This is a genomic window from Flavobacterium sp. CECT 9288 (assembly GCF_918731615.1).
Classification (GTDB): Bacteria; Bacteroidota; Bacteroidia; order Flavobacteriales; family Flavobacteriaceae; genus Flavobacterium.
Genome location: NZ_OU957226.1, coordinates 311993 through 330209, shown reverse-complemented (window position 1 = coordinate 330209; position 18217 = coordinate 311993). Strand labels below are relative to the sequence as shown.

14 protein-coding genes are annotated in these 18217 nt (G+C 34.8%); 3 read left to right on the top strand and 11 right to left on the bottom strand.

Annotated elements, in window-relative coordinates; translation table 11 throughout:
• Positions 1–21: 21 nt before the first annotated feature.
• Positions 22–1278 (top strand): NAD(P)/FAD-dependent oxidoreductase, encoded by a 1257-nt coding sequence (locus LQ189_RS01410; protein ID WP_230153974.1) that lies wholly within the window; start codon positions 22–24, stop codon positions 1276–1278.
• Positions 1279–1319: 41 nt separating this feature from the next.
• Here LQ189_RS01410 and LQ189_RS01405 read toward each other — a convergent pair whose 3' ends face one another.
• Positions 1320–2660: an NAD(P)/FAD-dependent oxidoreductase gene (locus tag LQ189_RS01405; RefSeq protein ID WP_230158602.1), complete on the bottom strand. Its 1341-nt coding sequence runs from the start codon at positions 2658–2660 to the stop codon at positions 1320–1322.
• 63 nt (positions 2661–2723) lie between these two features.
• A complete protein-coding gene (locus tag LQ189_RS01400; protein WP_230158599.1) occupies positions 2724–5111 on the bottom strand; it encodes a penicillin acylase family protein in 2388 nt (795 codons plus the stop codon).
• A gap of 167 nt (positions 5112–5278) precedes the next feature.
• On the opposite strand from LQ189_RS01400, the gene LQ189_RS01395 reads away from it, so the two are divergent.
• Together LQ189_RS01395 and LQ189_RS01390 are read left to right on the top strand one after the other, a co-directional pair.
• Positions 5279–5920, top strand: coding sequence for a flavin reductase family protein (locus LQ189_RS01395; protein ID WP_230153973.1), 642 nt, complete (start codon positions 5279–5281; stop codon positions 5918–5920).
• A gap of 2 nt (positions 5921–5922) precedes the next feature.
• Positions 5923–7455, top strand: a complete 1533-nt coding sequence (locus LQ189_RS01390; RefSeq protein WP_230153972.1) for a cryptochrome/photolyase family protein — start codon at positions 5923–5925, stop codon at positions 7453–7455.
• A 55-nt stretch (positions 7456–7510) separates the two neighbouring features.
• On the opposite strand, the gene LQ189_RS01385 is transcribed toward LQ189_RS01390, so the two are convergent.
• From LQ189_RS01385 to rsgA, 9 genes are all read right to left on the bottom strand, one after another.
• Positions 7511–7939 carry a YMGG-like glycine zipper-containing protein gene (locus tag LQ189_RS01385; RefSeq protein WP_086452953.1) on the bottom strand — a complete coding sequence of 143 codons (429 nt, stop codon included), beginning with the start codon at positions 7937–7939 and terminating at the stop codon, positions 7511–7513.
• 85 nt (positions 7940–8024) lie between these two features.
• A complete protein-coding gene (gene kynU, locus LQ189_RS01380) occupies positions 8025–9323 on the bottom strand; it encodes a kynureninase (RefSeq protein WP_230153971.1) in 1299 nt (432 codons plus the stop codon).
• A 313-nt stretch (positions 9324–9636) separates the two neighbouring features.
• The gene (queA, locus tag LQ189_RS01375) at positions 9637–10686 is read right to left on the bottom strand and encodes a tRNA preQ1(34) S-adenosylmethionine ribosyltransferase-isomerase QueA (protein WP_086452951.1); all 1050 of its coding nucleotides are present in this window, start codon (positions 10684–10686) and stop codon (positions 9637–9639) included.
• A gap of 141 nt (positions 10687–10827) precedes the next feature.
• Positions 10828–12069: a 3-phosphoshikimate 1-carboxyvinyltransferase gene (locus tag LQ189_RS01370; protein ID WP_230153970.1), complete on the bottom strand. Its 1242-nt coding sequence runs from the start codon at positions 12067–12069 to the stop codon at positions 10828–10830.
• 100 nt (positions 12070–12169) lie between these two features.
• Complete coding sequence (locus LQ189_RS01365; RefSeq protein ID WP_086452949.1) at positions 12170–12496, bottom strand: nucleotide pyrophosphohydrolase; 327 nt, start codon at positions 12494–12496, stop codon at positions 12170–12172.
• A 75-nt stretch (positions 12497–12571) separates the two neighbouring features.
• Positions 12572–14584 (bottom strand): DUF3857 domain-containing protein, encoded by a 2013-nt coding sequence (locus tag LQ189_RS01360; RefSeq protein ID WP_230153969.1) that lies wholly within the window; start codon positions 14582–14584, stop codon positions 12572–12574.
• Between the two features lie 7 nt (positions 14585–14591).
• Positions 14592–16499: a DUF3857 domain-containing transglutaminase family protein gene (locus LQ189_RS01355; RefSeq protein WP_230153968.1), complete on the bottom strand. Its 1908-nt coding sequence runs from the start codon at positions 16497–16499 to the stop codon at positions 14592–14594.
• Between the two features lie 141 nt (positions 16500–16640).
• Positions 16641–17093: a D-aminoacyl-tRNA deacylase gene (dtd, locus tag LQ189_RS01350; RefSeq protein WP_230153967.1), complete on the bottom strand. Its 453-nt coding sequence runs from the start codon at positions 17091–17093 to the stop codon at positions 16641–16643.
• 117 nt (positions 17094–17210) lie between these two features.
• Entirely contained in the window at positions 17211–18188 is a 978-nt protein-coding gene (rsgA, locus tag LQ189_RS01345) for a ribosome small subunit-dependent GTPase A (RefSeq protein ID WP_230153966.1), read from the bottom strand.
• Positions 18189–18217: the final 29 nt, after the last annotated feature.

Sequence of the window (18217 nt, the reverse complement as noted above, 5' to 3'; positions counted from 1 at the left end):
AAGTCTTAAAATACGATATTTATGTCCACTCCAAAAAAAATTGTTATTGTAGGCGCAGGATTTGCAGGTTTGCGTCTAGCCCAAGATTTAGAAAACACCAATTATGATGTATTATTAATAGACAAGAACAATTACCATCAATTTCAACCTTTGATGTATCAAGTAGCCACTGCTAGACTGGAGCCTGCAAGTATTTCTTTTCCGTTGAGAAAAGTATTTCAACATTCAAAAAATGTTCGTATCCGAATTGCTGATGTTATTAGTGTGGATACTCAAAATAGAACTCTCCAAACCTCCATTGCTGATTTTGATTATGATTACTTAGTGGTTGCTTTTGGTTGTACCACAAATTATTTTGGCAATACTGAAATTGAGAAACATGCATTCCCAATGAAATCAGTACCTGAAGCTATACAATTGAGAAACCAAATTTTGCAAACCTTTGAGGACGCCTTGATTGCACCTGCTGAAGAATTACAATCTTTAATGAATTTTATTGTAGTAGGTGGTGGACCGACTGGCGTTGAGCTAGCTGGAGCTCTTGCTGAGATGAAAAAAAACATACTCCCAAAGGATTATCCTGATAAAGATTTTTCAAAACTTACCATTTATTTACTGGAGGGTTCACCCAATGTTTTGAATCCAATGAGTGTTGACTCCCAAAAAATGTCTAAGAAATATCTTGAGGATTTAGGAGTAATTGTAATGACCAATACCCTTGTAAGTCATTATGACGGGGAAACGGTAAGCTTACAAAATGGAGAAATCATCCGTTCAAAAAATGTAATATGGGCTGCAGGTATTACTGGAAATACTCTAGAAGGAATACCAACAAGTGCATTAACAAGAGGTAATCGTTTTCTAGTGGACCGTTTTAATGGTATCACTGGATTAAATTCTGTTTATGCCCTAGGGGATATTGCGTTTATGACTACACCTAAATATCCCAACGGCCACCCACAAGTAGCAAGTGTAGCGATAGAACAAGCTAAAATTCTCGCTAAAAATTTTAAATTAGACTTAAAGAATACGTCAAGAATTGAATATGAATACCACGACAAAGGCTCCATGGCTACCGTAGGTAAAAGAAAAGCAGTTGTAGATTTACCAAAATTTAGTTTTCAAGGACGATTGGCCTGGTTCACTTGGATGTTTATTCACCTCATGCTAATATTGAGTGTAAAGAATAAACTCTCTATTTTTGTAAACTGGATGTTTAGTTACTTTAATAATGACAGTACGTTGCGTGTGTTACTAAAACCCGCCACAAAAAAATAACTAAAAAAACAACAAAGGACTCTAAAAAAGAGTCCTTTGTTTTATTGTAAAAGTTCCAGTATTTTATCTTCTACTTTTTTGGAATCCCATATAGTAGCAATTTCATCCATCTTTAAAATTTCTTCCATTATTTTGTTTTGGTATTCACCAAGAGCCAGCGCTTCGGCATAAGGCGTAAGACTAAAAGTAACCAAACTATAAAGAGGTGTCCATTTATCAGGATGTTTGTCTGAGAACCATTTTTCAATTTTCTTTTGCAATAAAAAATTCTCGTCAGCAGTTTTTGAGCTCATTTCCATGAAGTTTCTTTCTGCTAATTCTGCAATTGCATCCGCATTTGGTTTGCGAAGTTGCTCATACTCTAAGAAAATTGCTCGCCAGTTGTCTCCATGTTTATCAATACAGTCTTGTAAAATCGTAATATCTTCAAAACCTGCATTCATCCCTTGACCATAAAAAGGTACAATTGCATGAGCAGCATCACCTATTAAAGCAACTTTATCATCATAGGTCCAAGGATAGCATTTCATTTTAACCAAATAACTGGTTGGGTTTTTAAAAAAATCTTCCACCAGATTTGGGATTACAGCCTTAGTATCAGGGAAAAATTTAGCAAAAAAATCAACCAAGTCTTTCTCCGTTTTTAGCTTTTCGAATGAATTATCTCCCTCAAAAGGCATAAAAAGAGTACATGTAAAACTACCATCAAGATTCGATAAACCCATTAACATAAAATCTCCTCTTGGCCAAATGTGTAATGAGTTGGCATCTATTTTATGTGAACCATCAGGATTTGCAGGAATATGTAATTCCTTGTATCCTATTTTCATGAACTCTTGAGAATAATTGAACATCGATTGACGTTGCATTTTATGCCTAATGCGTGAAAAAGCACCATCAGCTCCAAAAACTTTATCAAATTTAACTTCTGTCCACTCCCCACGCTCCGTTTCACCTATGTGTAACGTAGCGTCACTCAAGGTAACGTCCCATATTTTTTGGTTAAAAAAGAATTCAACGCCTTCTTTTTCAGCAAGATCAATCATTTTACGATTTAAGATTCCTCTTGAAAGTGAAAAAATGGCCTCCCCTTCTTTTCCGTAATTTTGGGTCACATAAGTTCCGTCTTGCAAATGTATCCCGCGTTTGTCTACGGGAATACCAATAGCACGAATTTCATCATCAAGCCCTATATCTTCTAATGTTTTCCATCCTCTATTAGACATTACCAAGTTGATAGATCGACCTGAAAATTGAATATTTCGAATATCAGGACTTCTATCGTACACGTGAACCGTATGACCTAATTTTTTTAGATATATCGCCAATAGTGTTCCTACTAAACCTGAACCTACTACGGCAATTTTTTGAGGTGTTTGCATTATTTTCATGATATGTTAAGCAAAACTAGTCATTAATTAGCGGAAGCTCTTTAAAAAGTGACATTATTTACTGGGCTTGAAAGTTAATTTAGTAGAAGTCCTTTGAATTTCCTCTTTATTTAAAAGCATCCTCCTAAATTTACCTGTATTGTACAACTCTGCTTGGTCATCATAATGGGCACTCATGGGATTCCCTGATTGTCCAGTAGGCAAAATGCTCAAACTGTTTTCAATATCCGAAAAATCAATTACTCTTCGTGTAGAAGGCCCGCCTTTTACTTGATATTCACCGCTACCACTAAAACTAAAGAACAAATTATTTATAACTTCACTAGAACCTGATACCTCAAAAGGACCCACATTGAAAATATTTTTCAAAATTGCGACTTTACTCAAAGGATGTTGATGTTCTAAAGTATGTACTCTGTTCCAAGTCCAAGCCAATACATCTGGGCCTAATTGTTTTTCAAGCTCTGATATAGCCTCCTTAAATGACTGCAACACTATATTTGCTCTGGTTTCTTTATTGTTTTTAGTATTGATGTTATCCCACCAAACAGAATTTTTATTTTGTATTTGATTCGCAATAGTCTGTTTCATGACATGGGTGCCTAGGAACATTTCAAACTTTTCCTTTCCTAACTCATCTTCAAAAGTGTTTTTCATATATTGAAAGATCCATTTGTTGTAGATTGTAGGAGCTACATCATCCAGATTATTAGAGCCTTTCCAATCTTTTAAAATAGAAATTACTTGTTTTTGAGTACCCGAAAGTGCTTTAGAACTACAATTTGCAATCAACTCCTTGACTACATTTGGCGCAACCGATGAAACGTTATCAAAAATCATATTTCCAACAGCTTCCTTATCCCAAGAGGAATTAGCATCTAATAATTGAGAAATTCTTTTGGCGCGATCTTCTGGTAAATAATATCCAGGATAATTAAATCCATCTATAGGTTCCGGCTGATTATTTGCTGAATAAACGTAATTCCATCTTGGGTTTACTGCCGAAGGATTTTTGGAAAAATCCAAAAAAGAAACAATATCATCTTTTCCAGAAGCTCCGTCTAAGATGAAGTTTGGATTTACTCCTTTATTATGCTTGTACAACTTACCCGTAGCCCACCATGCCACATTTCCTTTAGCATCGCCGTACATTACATTTAATCCTGGAGCTGCTATTAATGCTACCCCTTTTCTAAAATCAGCTTTGCTTTTTGCATGTGAAAGAGAATAAACCGCGTCTAGAATATTGATGGGTTGTTGGATATAAATCCAAGACAAAGCAACAGGCTTATTAGGCTCTAAGCCATCCATCAAGTTATTCATTATAGGTCCATGTCGTGATATTTTTACGCTCAAAACACAATCTGTGGAGTCTTTAATTTTTATTGTTTTTTTTCTAATTTCATATGTCCCATAACCACTAGGAGTTTTATACTCTTTATCATTCTTAGGATTAGATTGTTCTTGATACAAATCGATATCATCATTTTCAAACATGGTTAATCCATAAGCATAATCTCTATTGTGTCCTAATAAAGGATAGGGTGTTCCTGCTAGATAACAACCATACAATTCAAAATCTGGCACTACAATATGAGCTTCATACCACGTGCCCGGTTGCGAAAACCCAATATGAGGATCATTAGCAAAAATAACTTTTCCGTTTTTAGTTTTCTTAGGTGCAATCACCCAACTGTTACTTCCTATAAAAGGAGACACAGGTGATTTGTCTAAAAGTTGCGCAATAGATTTAGATATAGCGGCATACTCTTGAGGATTTTCGGATGCGTTTTTTATTTTGGTAGTATTGAATTCACCATTTATCCCTAAATCCTTAAGATATTCGGCACCATATTTATTGCGAATATCTGTTAACAAAGGATCTGATTTTTGAGCCATTGCAAAACTAAAAGACATGTATCCAAAAATATTATAGACATCTTTTATAGTAAACTTCTCTTTCTTAACACCTATCAAACTAAACTCTATTGGCGTTTTACCCTCGTCTAAATACTGATTGATCCCATCAAGATAAGACATTGTCAGTTGGTAACTTGGACTATTTTTATCTAATGCTGCTATTGCTTTGGCTGAAGCTTCTTCAATCCCTAAGCCGGCAAAAAATTTATCATTTTTTAACGCTACTGATCCAAAGATTTCTGACAACCTGCCTGGAGCTATGCGGCGCATTAATTCCATTTGCCATAATCGATCTTGTGCATGTAGATAACCTAACGCAACCATGGCATCTTTTGAATTTTCAGCATAGATATGAGGAATACCAAATTCATCAAAATGAACTGTTGTTTCTTTTTGAATGTTTTTTAACGCTAGCTCACCCTCATATGTAGGCTTTAAATAGAGTGCATAGATAAAAATAGAACCTGCTAAAACAGCTATTAGAGCAAGTAAAATAAAAAGAGTTTTCTTTAGTGTTTTCATCATGGGATAAATTGAAAAACAAATATATAGGATTTGGAAGTGATATGAAACAAATAATTATAACAGGAGTACTCTCGAATTTAACAACACAACCTATTTATATTTTGTTTAATTTATTTCGTAATTAATTAAACAAAAAGTATCTTTGTGTGAAAATAAAGCAACTTATGAAACATATTTCAAGAGATATCATCTCTCAAATGGAAAAAATAGAAAGATTAAACTTAATCAATTCGTGTACAGGATATAAATCAGCAAATTTATTGGGGACAAAATCTATTGACGGAAAATCAAATGTTGCTATTTTTAGTAGCGTAACCCACTTGGGGAGTAATCCAGCGATGATTGGATTTATTATGCGCCCCACTACGGTTCCAAGAGATACGTACAAAAACATTAAAGATACTGGCTACTTTACAGTAAATCACATCACAGCAGATATGATTGAAGCTGCGCATCATACCTCAGCTAATTATGAATTAGGAGTTTCTGAGTTTGACAAAACAACACTTGAAGAGGAATTCAAAGAAGGTATCTCTACGCCTTTTGTTAAGGGAAGTCCAGTACAATTATTGTGTAAATATGTTAATGAATATCATATTGTAGAAAATGACACCATACATGTTATTGCTTCTATTGAACATATCTTCTATCAAGAAGAATTAGAACATAAAGATGGCTGGTTGCAAATAGATTGTGGAAATGTTGTGGCTATAAATGGTTTAGACGGATATTGTTTACCCAAATTATTGGACCGTTTCCAGTACGCACGTAAAGAAATTCCAACTACTTCCTTTTTCAAAAAATAAAAATGAATAAACTACGGTTAATCCTTGGTGATCAATTGAATGCGACGCACTCTTGGTTTCAAGAAAAAGATGATACTACCATTTATTTACTTGCCGAAATGCGTCAAGAAACAGATTATGTGAAGCACCACATACAGAAGGTTGTGGCATTTTTTCAATCCATGAGGCATTTTTACACAGACCTTAAAGACAAAGGGCATCAAGTGATTTATTTTGAAATTACAGCCTTGGACAATCCTCAAAATTTAGATCAACTGATTGCCTCTTGTATTGAAAAATATGGCATTACCAAATTTGAATACCAACTACCTGACGAATACCGTCTGGATCAGCAATTAAAATTGATTTGCTCAAAACTTACCATTGAGACCCAAGCATTCGATACGGAACATTTTTACACCAAGCGAGAGGAGTTGACTGATTTTTTTGAAGGTAAGAAGTTATTGTTGATGGAAAATTTTTACCGACACATGCGCAAGCAACACCATGTTCTAATGGATGGCTCAACACCAGTTGGTAATCAATGGAACTTTGATGCTGATAATCGAAAAAAATACAAAGGAGAAGTTCCAGTTCCTGCAGCAAAAAAATTTGGGACCGATATTGAAGCGCTTCTCTCTCAAATTGAAAAAGCTGGCATCAATACATTTGGTACAATTGACCCGAAAAACTTTGACTGGCCTACCAGCCGAGTGCAAGCATTAGAGCAACTTGATTATTTTTGTGATAATTTGCTTCGCCACTTTGGAGATTACGAAGACGCCATGCATACAGATGAAAAATATCTGTTTCATTCGCGTTTATCGTTTGCTATGAACAGCAAAATGCTTTCGCCAAAAGAAGTTATCGAAACTGTAGTTGCATATTATCATGAACATGAATCCAGCATTTCCATTTCACAGGTTGAAGGTTTTGTTCGGCAAATTTTAGGTTGGCGTGAATACATAAGAGGAATTTACTGGAAAGAAATGCCGAACTATTCTAAAATGAATGCTTTAAACAACACCAATATACTTCCGAATTTTTTCTGGACCGGTCAAACTAAAATGAATTGCATGAGTCATGCCATTAATCAAAGTTTGAAGGATGCCTATGCACATCATATACAGCGCCTCATGGTGATTGGGAATTTTACTTTGTTAACGCAAATTCATCCTGACGAAGTAGACAATTGGTATCTAGGTGTGTATATTGATGCAATCGAATGGGTAGAAATGCCTAATACAAGAGGTATGTCACAATACGCAGATGGAGGAATTATTGCAACAAAACCTTACGTTTCCTCAGGGAGTTATATCAATAAAATGAGTAACAATTGTGCAAAATGCCATTATAATGTAAAAGAAAAATTTGGAGATAAAGGCTGCCCATTTAATACGCTGTACTGGAATTTTCTGGACGAAAAGAAAGAATACTTTAAAGGAAATCAGCGTATGGGAATGATGCTCAACCTTCTTAAAAAAATTGATCCCGAAGATTTATACAAAATTAAGCTCAAAGCAAATGAGATTATAAACAATATGGATGCTTATTAAAAAAAGGATTCTTTTCAATTGAAAAGAATCCTTTTTTTTAAATCTAAAAATACATTTAGTTTTTCTTACTACCGTCAATAATGGCACCTGTTCCTGCACCCACTCCGGCACCTGCAACACCGCCAATAATAGCTCCTTGAACTTTTTTCTTACTGATAATTGCTCCGGTTGCTGCTCCAACTCCTGCACCAATAACTGCTCCTTTCGCAGTGCTACTCCAACCTTTCTTTTTAGTTGTGGTAGTTGTAGTTGTAGTCCCTTGAGGAGCTTGCTGATTAACTACAACAACTTCTTTTTGGGTTTCGACTTTAGCCTCTTCCATTTTCACCATTACTTGCTGCATAGAGTCAATTACTCTTTGCTTTTCTATTTCTACTTTCATAGAATCAACTGTTGCTGCTTTAGCTTTTGCAACATCCATTTTACCTTGATTTTGACAAGAAACTACCGCCATAGCAAGTAGCATAAAGTATACTATTTTCATAATTTTGATATATTAAATTTATAGTACAAAGATGAGATGTACCAAACTTAAATTTATTATGAAATTCAAATTAATAGTTACATAATTATGAGTTCGTATTTTCTAGAATTCCTTTTTTTAAAACTTGACCAAAGTCATACATATCTACGTAAGAGGTATACAAAGGCACTGGTGCTAAACGAATCACATTAGGTTCGCGCCAATCTGTAATCACTCCATTTTTCATTAAATAATCAAACAAACTGCGTCCTTCACCATGCAGTAAGACAGAAAGTTGAGAAGCTCTTTCTAAAGGATTTTGAGGAGTTATGATTTCAAAAGTACTCTCAACTTCTTTATCGATTTCATGTAAAATAAACTCTAAATACGATGTGATACTATCTCTTTTTTGAATTAGAGCATCCATTCCTACTTCGTCAAACATAGTCACTGATGCCAAATAAGGAGCTAATGACAATATGGGTAAATTACTTATTTGCCAACCATCGGCACCATGAACGGGATCAAAAGTTTGTTCCATCTTAAAACGACGTTCTTTGTTATGTCCCCACCATCCTGCAAATCTAGGAAGCTCACTATTGTTATGATGTTTTTCATGAATAAAACAACCTGATGCATTCCCTGGTCCTGAATTCATGTATTTATAACTGCACCATGAAGCAAAGTCTACATTCCAATTGTGCAATTCTAGCTTTACATTTCCTGCAGCATGTGCCAAATCCCATCCTACATAAGCACCTGCTTTGTGCCCTGCAGCAGTTATCGTTTTCATGTCAAAAACTTGGCCGGTGTAATAATTGACTCCACCAATGAGAACCAAAGCCAACTCATCGCCTACTTCTTCTATTTTTGCTAACACATCTTCAAGACGGATGTTATGTTCGCCTTCGCGTCTTTTAATTTCTACTAATGCTTCATTGGGATCAAAGCCTACCGATCTTGAATGAAAATCAACTTGGCTTTGAAACATATATTGATCTGAAGGAAATGCTTTCTCCTCACAAATAATTTTGAATCTGGTTTTTGTAGGTTGGTAAAAAGAAACCATCAATAAATGAAGGTTCACGGTCAAGGTATTCATCACGGTGACCTCTGTAGGAAGTGCTCCAACAATTTTACTCAACGGACTAGCAAAACGTTCGTGGTAATCCCACCAAGGTTTATCACTATAAAAATGTCCTTCTACAGCTAGGTTTGCCCAATCATCCATTACTTCGTCTACAAAAGCTTTGGTGCGTTTGGGTTGTAAACCAAGTGAATTTCCGGTAAAATAAATTACTTTTTTTCCGTTTACTTGAGGAAAAATAAATTCCTCTTGGTATTTATTTAAAGGATCTTGAATATCTAGTTGCCTTGCAAATTCAAGGGTATTTTGAAATTTCATACGTTCAGTTTAGATTTGTAAATGTACAAAAAATGCAGCGATAGTAGCAAGTGTTTAAACGAATTAGGAACTTCTTGAAATCCCAAAAACGAGATAATGAACCGGGCTTTATCCTTAAAAATCCTGATAGAAGAGGATCGAGATTGACGGACGAGTTTGTGTGAGGGGTTGTAGCGGCATCCTTTATTTTCTTTCTTTAAGAAAATAAAGATATAGCGTAAAACCCGACCCGACCTTTTTCTGGGAGGGTCACACCAAAAAAAATCTCGCCACGAATGACGAGATTTAATACTTATGATATGATTTTGTTGTATTATAAAATCAACATGGCGTCACCGTAAGAGTAAAATTTATATTTCTCCTCGATTGCTTCAGCATACGCTCTCTTCATTAAATCGTGACCACAAAAAGCAGAAATCATCATTAATAAAGTTGATTTTGGAGTATGAAAATTAGTGATCATACACGTTGGGATAGCAAAATCGTGCGGTGGAAAAACAAATTTATTTGTCCATCCGTCAAACGGATTAAGTGTGTTTTGTGATGAAACAGAACTTTCTACAGCGCGCATAGAAGTTGTCCCTACGCAACATATACGTTTCCTTTTAGCTTTGGCTGCGTTTACGATATCACAGGCTCCTTGAGTAATTTTTAATTCTTCAGAATCCATTTTGTGTTTCGATAAATCTTCAACCTCAACAGGATTAAAAGTTCCTAAGCCTACGTGAAGCGTAACCTCAGCAAAATTAATTCCTTTTATTTCTAGTTTTTTCAATAAATGTTTAGAGAAATGCAAACCAGCTGTAGGTGCTGCAACAGAACCTTCTTCTTTTGCATAAATAGTTTGATAACGCTCTGCATCCTCTGGAGTTACATCTCTAGAAATGTATTTAGGGATTGGAGTTTCACCAAGTTCTGTTAATTTATTACGGAATTCCTCGTATGAACCGTCATATAAAAAACGTAGGGTTCTACCACGAGAAGTAGTATTGTCAATAACCTCAGCAACTAGAGAGTCATCGTCACCAAAATATAGTTTGTTTCCAATTCTAATTTTACGCGCTGGATCAACAAGAACATCCCAAAGTCTTTGCTCAGAGTTTAATTCTCTCAATAAAAACACTTCAATTCTTGCTCCAGTTTTTTCTTTATTTCCGTATAAACGAGCTGGAAAAACTTTAGTATTATTTAAAATTAAGACATCGCCTTCGTCAAAATAATCAATAACATCTTTGAACATTTTGTGTTCTATGGTTTGTTTTTTACGGTCAATAACCATTAAACGTGCTTCGTCTCTGTTTTCGGCAGGATATTCTGCAAGAAGTTCTTTTGGTAAATCGAATTGAAAATGTGATAATTTCATTTGAAAAAGTTATATGTTATGATTTATAGCGTTTCTCTTTGTGAGATGCTGTTTATAAATCGTGTGCAAATATACGATTGTGAGAGAGGCGTTGTCAAGTGTTTTAGGGTTTATTTTTAAAAGTCGTTGTTTAGCGGGCACTTAGAGGGCTATTTCATCTTGACACTGCAACCCAATGGTTCTTAAATCATCCCAAAAATCAGGATATGATTTTGAAACTACTTCGGCATTTTCAATAATTATGGGAACCTTTATGGCAAGCGGAGCAAATGCCATTGCCATGCGGTGATCATTATAAGTGGCTATAGCTACATTTGGGATACATTCCTTTGTTGCTATAAGCGTTAAACTATCTTGTGTTACTGAAATAGTTGCTCCTAATTTTGTTAATTCAATTCGCAGTGCTTCTAGCCTATCTGTTTCTTTAATTTTTAAGGTATGAAGCCCCGTAAGGTGACAGCCAATTCCTAAACCAAGACAGGTAACAACAATGGTTTGAGCTATATCAGGAGTGTTGTTTAATTCGAAATTGATTTGTTCTGACAACTTAAAATCAGGTTGCTTGCTCAAGGTCATCTGGTCCCCGTTAAAATGGGTAACAACTCCAAGTTCTTTGTAAATTTCGACCAAAGCTGAATCACCTTGAAGACTATCTTGTTTGTAACTTTTTAAGGTTATTGAAGCCTTACTGGAAAGTGCTACTAGACTGAAGAAATAGGATGCCGAACTCCAATCAGATTCGACTGTCATAGACTTTACAGCTACTTCTTTCTTAGGATAAACGGTAATTACATTGCCTTCGAACTTAGTTTTGACCTCTAAATCATGCAATAACGCTAATGTCATTTTGATGTAGGGAACGGAGGTGATTTCACCTACCAATGTAATTTCGATTCCGTTCTCTAGTTTTGGTGCCACCAATAACAAAGCAGAAATATACTGACTACTTACATTAGCCGGGATAGACACTTTTGAGACCGTTATTTTTTGACCACTGATTTTGATGGGCGGATAACCTACTTCTTTCTCGTATGTTATTTCGGCTCCTAACTGTTGTAGCGCTTCGACCAAAACTTGTATTGGCCGTTCCGTCATGCGTTGAGAACCGGTCAGTATTACCTCATGACCTTCATGTACTGCATAATAAGCCGTCAAGAATCTCATGGCCGTTCCTGCATGATGAATATCAACTATTTCTGCATTGCCTTTCAAGGCTTTTTGCATCACCTCGCTATCATCAGAATTAGAGGTGTTGTTGAGCGTAATAGTAGGAAACAAAGCCTGCAACAATAGTAGGCGGTTCGTTTCGCTTTTGGAACCTGTTATGTTTAATTGTACATCGTCAATCGTGAAAGGTGAATTCGTAGTTACTTTTAAATTCATTTTTGTAATTATAAGTTGTAAATTATGAGTTATGAATTAAATAACCCAAATGCGCAATTTACTACTACTCATTCACAATTCATAATTTACAATTGACAATTTATTTTAGTTTTTCATTGTTTTTGTGACGGTCTTTATCTCTAACAGATTTTAGATCCATTTTTTTATCAAAGGCGGCTTGTAAATCGATCCCCGTTTGATTGGCTAAACACAACACTACAAACACCACATCTGCTAATTCTTCGCCTAGGTCTTTGTTCTTATCACTTTCTTTTTCGGACTGTTCCCCGTAACGGCGGGCAATAATTCGGGCTACTTCACCTACTTCTTCGGTAAGTTGAGCCATATTAGTTAATTCGTTAAAGTAACGAACACCATGTTCTTTTATCCATGTGTCTACTTCGAGTTGTGCGTTTTTTATGTTCATGATTAGCTTATTTTGTTCCAAAGGTAAATAAACTCAATAAAAGATTAGAACGAATAATTATGGTAACAAAAATCATTAAACTTTTTTCAAAACTATTTTTTCGTTTTGTTTATCTATCATCTTTTGAAAGAACTCTTTTAAGGCAGGATAGTAGTCAGCTCCTATTATTGAAGCGTTTATCTGGTATAAAAATGATATTTGAACTGAGTTGTCTGTCGCACTCGTTAAAAATTTAAAGGTGGCTAGTCCATCTTGCATAGAAACAACCTCGGTTTTAGGATAGGAATCTATCTTAAATCCATCAGGAACTTGAATATTTACAACATATTTATCCATGAGTGGAAAAGCAAAATCAACTGGATATTCTCTAATTTCTTGCTTAAAAGGATTTACACTTGTGGTAAAAGACAACAATGGTTTAATGTAAATGGCATCACCTACTTTTTCGCTAAAATTGCCCCCTTTAAAAGAAAGTGTTTCAACTACAGGTAACTTAATATCTGTTTCGTTTGTTCTTATATATTCACTTACTTCAATATTATTGTTATCATTTTCAAATTTTTCCAAGTAAGCATCTTCTTTAGTTCCCTTAAATGAAGATCGAAATAACATTGCATGATGATTTGTTCTTTGACGTCTCAACTTGCCTAAAACCTCCCCTTTTTCATCGACACTATAATTCATAGAAATAAGATCATTTGCTGTTTGCTGTGGCATCAAATCTACTTCTATGGAACTTCCATCTTTTCGAATTAGCCTACCCACCCAATTTAAATCGCGTATAGGCAATATATTAGGAGCAGAAAAAGCATCTGTAGCATCTAAAAGAATTAGGTTCTGACCATCTTCAACGGCAGCAATAACATAATTAAAGGCAGTTCTATTTGGAAATAGAGCTATCCCATTAGAACGCGTACTAACTAAAACAGGATTTGCAGTTAAACCGGCATATCGCAGCATAGCTGTTAACATTAAGTTTATTTCGGCAACATTACCTGATTTCTTATTATAAGCCTGCCTTACACCATCATTACAAGAATACCCATAATACTCGTCCCATTTTACAGTAGCTTTAACAAATTGTAGAATTGCAGTGATTTTATCCTCGGGAGCGTTTAAACCCGCTATTACACCTTGTAAATCTTGTTCAAAATAACCTGTTTTATTTAATTCTGGTCCAAAATCATCATAATTATAAATCGTCTTTACAACCGAATTCCAATCTGTAGAATACATTTCAGGAATAGAATTTGGAAATTTAGTCATAGCCAATTCATGTGTAACACTTGCCGTATAATTTTCAATATTATTCACAAAAGACTCTTCTTTCATTGCGGGCAAATTTTTAGCTAAATAAGTCGTCTTTGTTTCCTGATAATCTATTTTATCTTGAGAAAAGGTAGTTTTCGTAGTATAAATCCCTGACCTTTCTTTACTACTTATTATTATGGATTTTTGACTTTTTTCCACGGTAACCTTAGGAAATATATAGCCTTTTGGATTCGGATTATAAACGTAAAACTCCGGGACATAAGTTATAAATTCCGAATAATTGACAGGAATACTGGTTTGAAAGAACCATTCTTTCAATTCACTTGCACGTGGCGATCTAATTGTATATTCGTATTCTATAACCGAACCCTCCTTAACATTAGGCATTGTTATCTTCTTTCTGCCCCAATATTTATTAATTTTTTCATCAAATTCACCCTCAGTTTTTAATTTAGTTTTCTCTATTTTACCTCCTATTAAATTAAACGTCACTGCGTCAGAAAAAAAAACGCTTTCCTTTACATTACTTGCTAAATAATATTGTACCGCTTGATTTGCCCAATCGGAACCTTCTTTTTTATAAATCTTGACGCGTGTTTTGACTACAGTAACCATCTCAAAACCTTTATCTTGACTGTATTCAAATCGAACATCCCCTTTTTTAAACAAAATAGCCGCAGCTGCGGAAGGATCTTGAGGATGTGACTTTTCCTCCAATTCTGCCACGGAGACTTTTCCTAATTTAAATTCCTGAGCATTTGTTTTTAAAACAATTGCAATCAGAAACAATGCACTGATAAGTTGGTTAAATTTCATTTTATGATTAGTTTTTAGTTAGTATAATTTTAGCATTGTCATTTCTGGAAATTTGCTCCATAAACAATCGGTAATCCTCGTATTCCTTGTTGGAATACAAACCTTTTTTCAAGAACAAAGAGCGTTTGTAAATCAATTTAGAAACATCTTTTATTATTATTTCCGTTTTATATTCGCCAAACTTAGTATTTAATTCAAAACCATTTGGTAAAAAATCAACCGAAAAGCCAGGCGGTAAATGAACTTCTATTTCATCTACATCTATATATCCTCTTGGAATTTCAAAGGGATGTTTACGATTTCTAATCCGTTTAACACTTCCTGAATATTGATTATAAGCGTTTAACACCATCATCATTTTGCCACCAATTACACTAGTATAATTGCTTGAACTAAAAGCTACATTTTCAGTAAATTGAACGCTATCCTTATTGTTTACAAGATCTATTGTCTCTATTTTCAAATTATTTATAACACTCCAATAATTTTTATAATGTGCATCTTTTTCAATAGCTGACAACTTTTCAATTCCTTGTTTTTGGTGGTATTGTGTACCTCTAGATACAATTTCTACTTTACCGAAAAAATCACCATTAGCATCAATACTGTAACTTCCTTTAGAGATCTGACTGTTGTCCTTATCTTGATATTTTTTAGTATGAATGATATGACCTCCATCTGGTTTCATAACTACTACGTCTCTGTCATCGGTAAAATTAGCTTGAAAACCAAAAGGATCTGTTTGACTTGTACATTCAAGAAATATATTTTCAGGGCCGTTAGGAATACACAAAATTGCATGATTGCCTTGAATAGAGAAAAAATCTGCTTCAATGTCTCGAATATTGCTATCTCCATAAAGTTCAGTGTAGTAAGACGGTACTCCAACTACCTCAAGTAAAGCCCTTGTATAATTAGACAGAGCTTTGCAATCTCCATATCCTAAACGGTCTACATCATTAGCAGGCATTGGTTTAAACCCACCTATTCCCACTTGAACACTTACATATCTTGATTTTTCTTGAACAAATTTATATACTATTTTAGCCTTTTTAATAGGATCGGATTCAGCACCTACTAATGTTTTTATTTTGGACTTAGTATCCTCATTAAGAATATCTGTTCCTTTTAAAATATTTTCTGAAAACCACTTTCCATACTCATTCCAGTTTTTAGCACTACCATCAACGCCTTCTAAATTAAAATGTTCCAGCCCCATCATCACCTTTGGAAATATTCTTGAAACAGGGGTATAGTCTTCGTGTTTTTGTGCTAGAATATTTCGGACTACATAAGATAGTTGAGTATCTGTCTCTTTCTCTTTACTGATCTTGAAATTTTCGAAATTAAATTCTTTCTTTCTAAAACCAAGATCAGCGGGAAACGTTACGTTTAAAATACTTTTTTCAACACTTACATAAAAATCCGTTATCAAAAACCAGGAAGGAATAAAAGCAGTATTTGATGTCTCAATTTCACTTTCATAAACTATTGTAAATGGGTATTGTGAAGGAGTATAATCAAGGGTTAAGTACCTGCCATCAGAAAAAAGTGTACCTCCACCAGAGGCGCTTTCATCTTTAAAATCTTTTCGTTTTATTTTTTTAATTTCATTACCAAAAGCATCATATACAACTGCTTCAATAGATTTTACTGTTTTTCTTTTATCATAACTTTCAATTGCATGTATTGCATTTAGCCCGTTCTGGTTACATACTGTTACCACTCTTTTTTCCTTTACGGTCATGTTTCGTTGTGAAGAGATAGCAATGTCTATTTGATTTAAGCGAATCACGGCATTAGCATTTTCTTTTAAGCTATCTGAAATAATGAGGGAAACATACTCTCTTTTTTGAGCTGAAACTTGAAATGTTAATGCAATAAATAAAAGACAAACAAGCGATGTTATTTTCATTGTGATGAATAAATGTTGGGGGAAAGTGAACCAAAATTAGATAAATAAGAGACCTTAACAAAAAAAGTCTTTTTTTTTTGGTTTTGAAAATAATATTCGTGGTGCTCAAAAATATATTAAATCTAAGAAGTAGCAAAGTAATTACTCTTTATTTTTACTATCAATTACAATAGTTACAGGGCCATCATTTAGGAGTTGTACCTTCATGTCGGCACCAAAAACTCCGGTTTGTATTTTTTTACCGAGATCTTGTTCTATTTGGGCTACAAATTGTTCATACAGAGGAACTGCTATTTCTGGCTTTGATGCTTTAATATAGGATGGGCGATTGCCTTTTTTGGTCAAGGCATGAAGGGTAAATTGAGAGACCACAATAAGATCTCCACTGATATCTTTTATAGAAAGATTCATAACATCGTTTTCATCTCCAAAAATACGGAGATTGACGATTTTAGAACTCAGCCAGCTGCTATCTTCACGCGTATCCGCATCTTCAATACCAACCAAGACCAACAATCCTTTTTGAATATTGGCTACAATTTGATTTTCAATTGTAACTGAAGCTTGAGAAACTCTTTGGATTACTACTTTCATAGCCCCCTAGCCCCCGAAGGGGGAACCTTAAATATTTTAAAAAGAAACTCTGATCTCATATCCCGATAAATTTATATTTGAATCTTTATAATTCCCCATTTGGGGGTCAGGGCGCTTTTACTCCCTCGTTTTATCACTTGCTTTTCTATCTTCGTCGTACATATCGGTGCGGTAATGTTCATCGTCACCTTCTAAAATTTTAAGATAACTATTGTAGCGTGACCAAGCAATTTCATCTCTATCTAAAGCTTCTTTTATGGCGCACTTAGGCTCTTCTTTGTGCAAACAATTATTGAACTTGCATTGCTCTTTCAATTTAAAAAACTCGGGAAAATAACCACTAATTTCAGCCGGCTCCATATCTACCATCCCAAATCCTTTGATTCCGGGTGTGTCTATAATACTGGCGCCAAAAGACAAGTCATACATTTCAGCAAAAGTTGTGGTATGCTGTCCTTGCTTGCTGGCATCTGAAATAGTTTTTGTTTTCAAATGCAACGCAGGTTCCATAGCATTTACCAATGTAGATTTCCCCACGCCGGAGTGTCCAGAGAACATACTAACTTTACCAATCATCAAGGCTTTTAATTCCTCAATTCCTTTCATTTCAGTTGAGGATACGCGCAAACAAGTATATCCTATTTGCTGGTACACATGCTGCATGTACAATTGCTCGTCTAAGGTTTCCTCATCAAAAGTGTCAATTTTATTAAACACCAAGACCGTTTCTATTCCGTACGCCTCTGCAGTTACAAGAAATCGATCAATAAAGTTAAATGTTGTTGGCGGATTGTTCACAGTGATCAATAAAAAAACACGATCAATATTTGACGCGATAATATGCATTTGATGCGATAAATTAACCGACTTGCGTACGATGTAATTCTTTCTGTCATGAATATTAAAAATGGTACCCGTAACTGCATCTGAAGTTTCCTCAAGCTCATAATCTACCACATCGCCTACTGCAATGGGATTGGTACTTTTTATTCCCTTAATCCGAAATTTCCCTTTCATACGGCATTCTATAAAATCTCCTTGTTCAGATTTTACGGTGTACCAACTTCCTGTAGATTTATAAACGATTCCTGTCATAGGGCAAAGGTAAAATTTTGTTTCAAGTT

Bases quoted from the DNA above. Each gene is read 5' to 3' on its own strand.
- LQ189_RS01370 (WP_230153970.1), bottom strand. From the start codon at position 12,069: ATGAATTTAAAAGTAACTACGAATTCACCTTTCACGATTGACGATGTA.
- LQ189_RS01400 (WP_230158599.1), bottom strand. From the start codon at position 5,111: ATGAAAACACTAAAGAAAACTCTTTTTATTTTACTTGCTCTAATAGCT.
- LQ189_RS01390 (WP_230153972.1), top strand. From the start codon at position 5,923: ATGAATAAACTACGGTTAATCCTTGGTGATCAATTGAATGCGACGCAC.
- LQ189_RS01395 (WP_230153973.1), top strand. From the start codon at position 5,279: ATGAAACATATTTCAAGAGATATCATCTCTCAAATGGAAAAAATAGAA.
- kynU (WP_230153971.1), bottom strand. From the start codon at position 9,323: ATGAAATTTCAAAATACCCTTGAATTTGCAAGGCAACTAGATATTCAA.
- dtd (WP_230153967.1), bottom strand. From the start codon at position 17,093: ATGAAAGTAGTAATCCAAAGAGTTTCTCAAGCTTCAGTTACAATTGAA.
- rsgA (WP_230153966.1), bottom strand. From the start codon at position 18,188: ATGACAGGAATCGTTTATAAATCTACAGGAAGTTGGTACACCGTAAAA.
- LQ189_RS01410 (WP_230153974.1), top strand. From the start codon at position 22: ATGTCCACTCCAAAAAAAATTGTTATTGTAGGCGCAGGATTTGCAGGT.
- queA (WP_086452951.1), bottom strand. From the start codon at position 10,686: ATGAAATTATCACATTTTCAATTCGATTTACCAAAAGAACTTCTTGCA.
- LQ189_RS01385 (WP_086452953.1), bottom strand. From the start codon at position 7,939: ATGAAAATAGTATACTTTATGCTACTTGCTATGGCGGTAGTTTCTTGT.
- LQ189_RS01405 (WP_230158602.1), bottom strand. From the start codon at position 2,660: ATGCAAACACCTCAAAAAATTGCCGTAGTAGGTTCAGGTTTAGTAGGA.
- LQ189_RS01365 (WP_086452949.1), bottom strand. From the start codon at position 12,496: ATGAACATAAAAAACGCACAACTCGAAGTAGACACATGGATAAAAGAA.
- LQ189_RS01355 (WP_230153968.1), bottom strand. From the start codon at position 16,499: ATGAAAATAACATCGCTTGTTTGTCTTTTATTTATTGCATTAACATTT.
- LQ189_RS01360 (WP_230153969.1), bottom strand. From the start codon at position 14,584: ATGAAATTTAACCAACTTATCAGTGCATTGTTTCTGATTGCAATTGTT.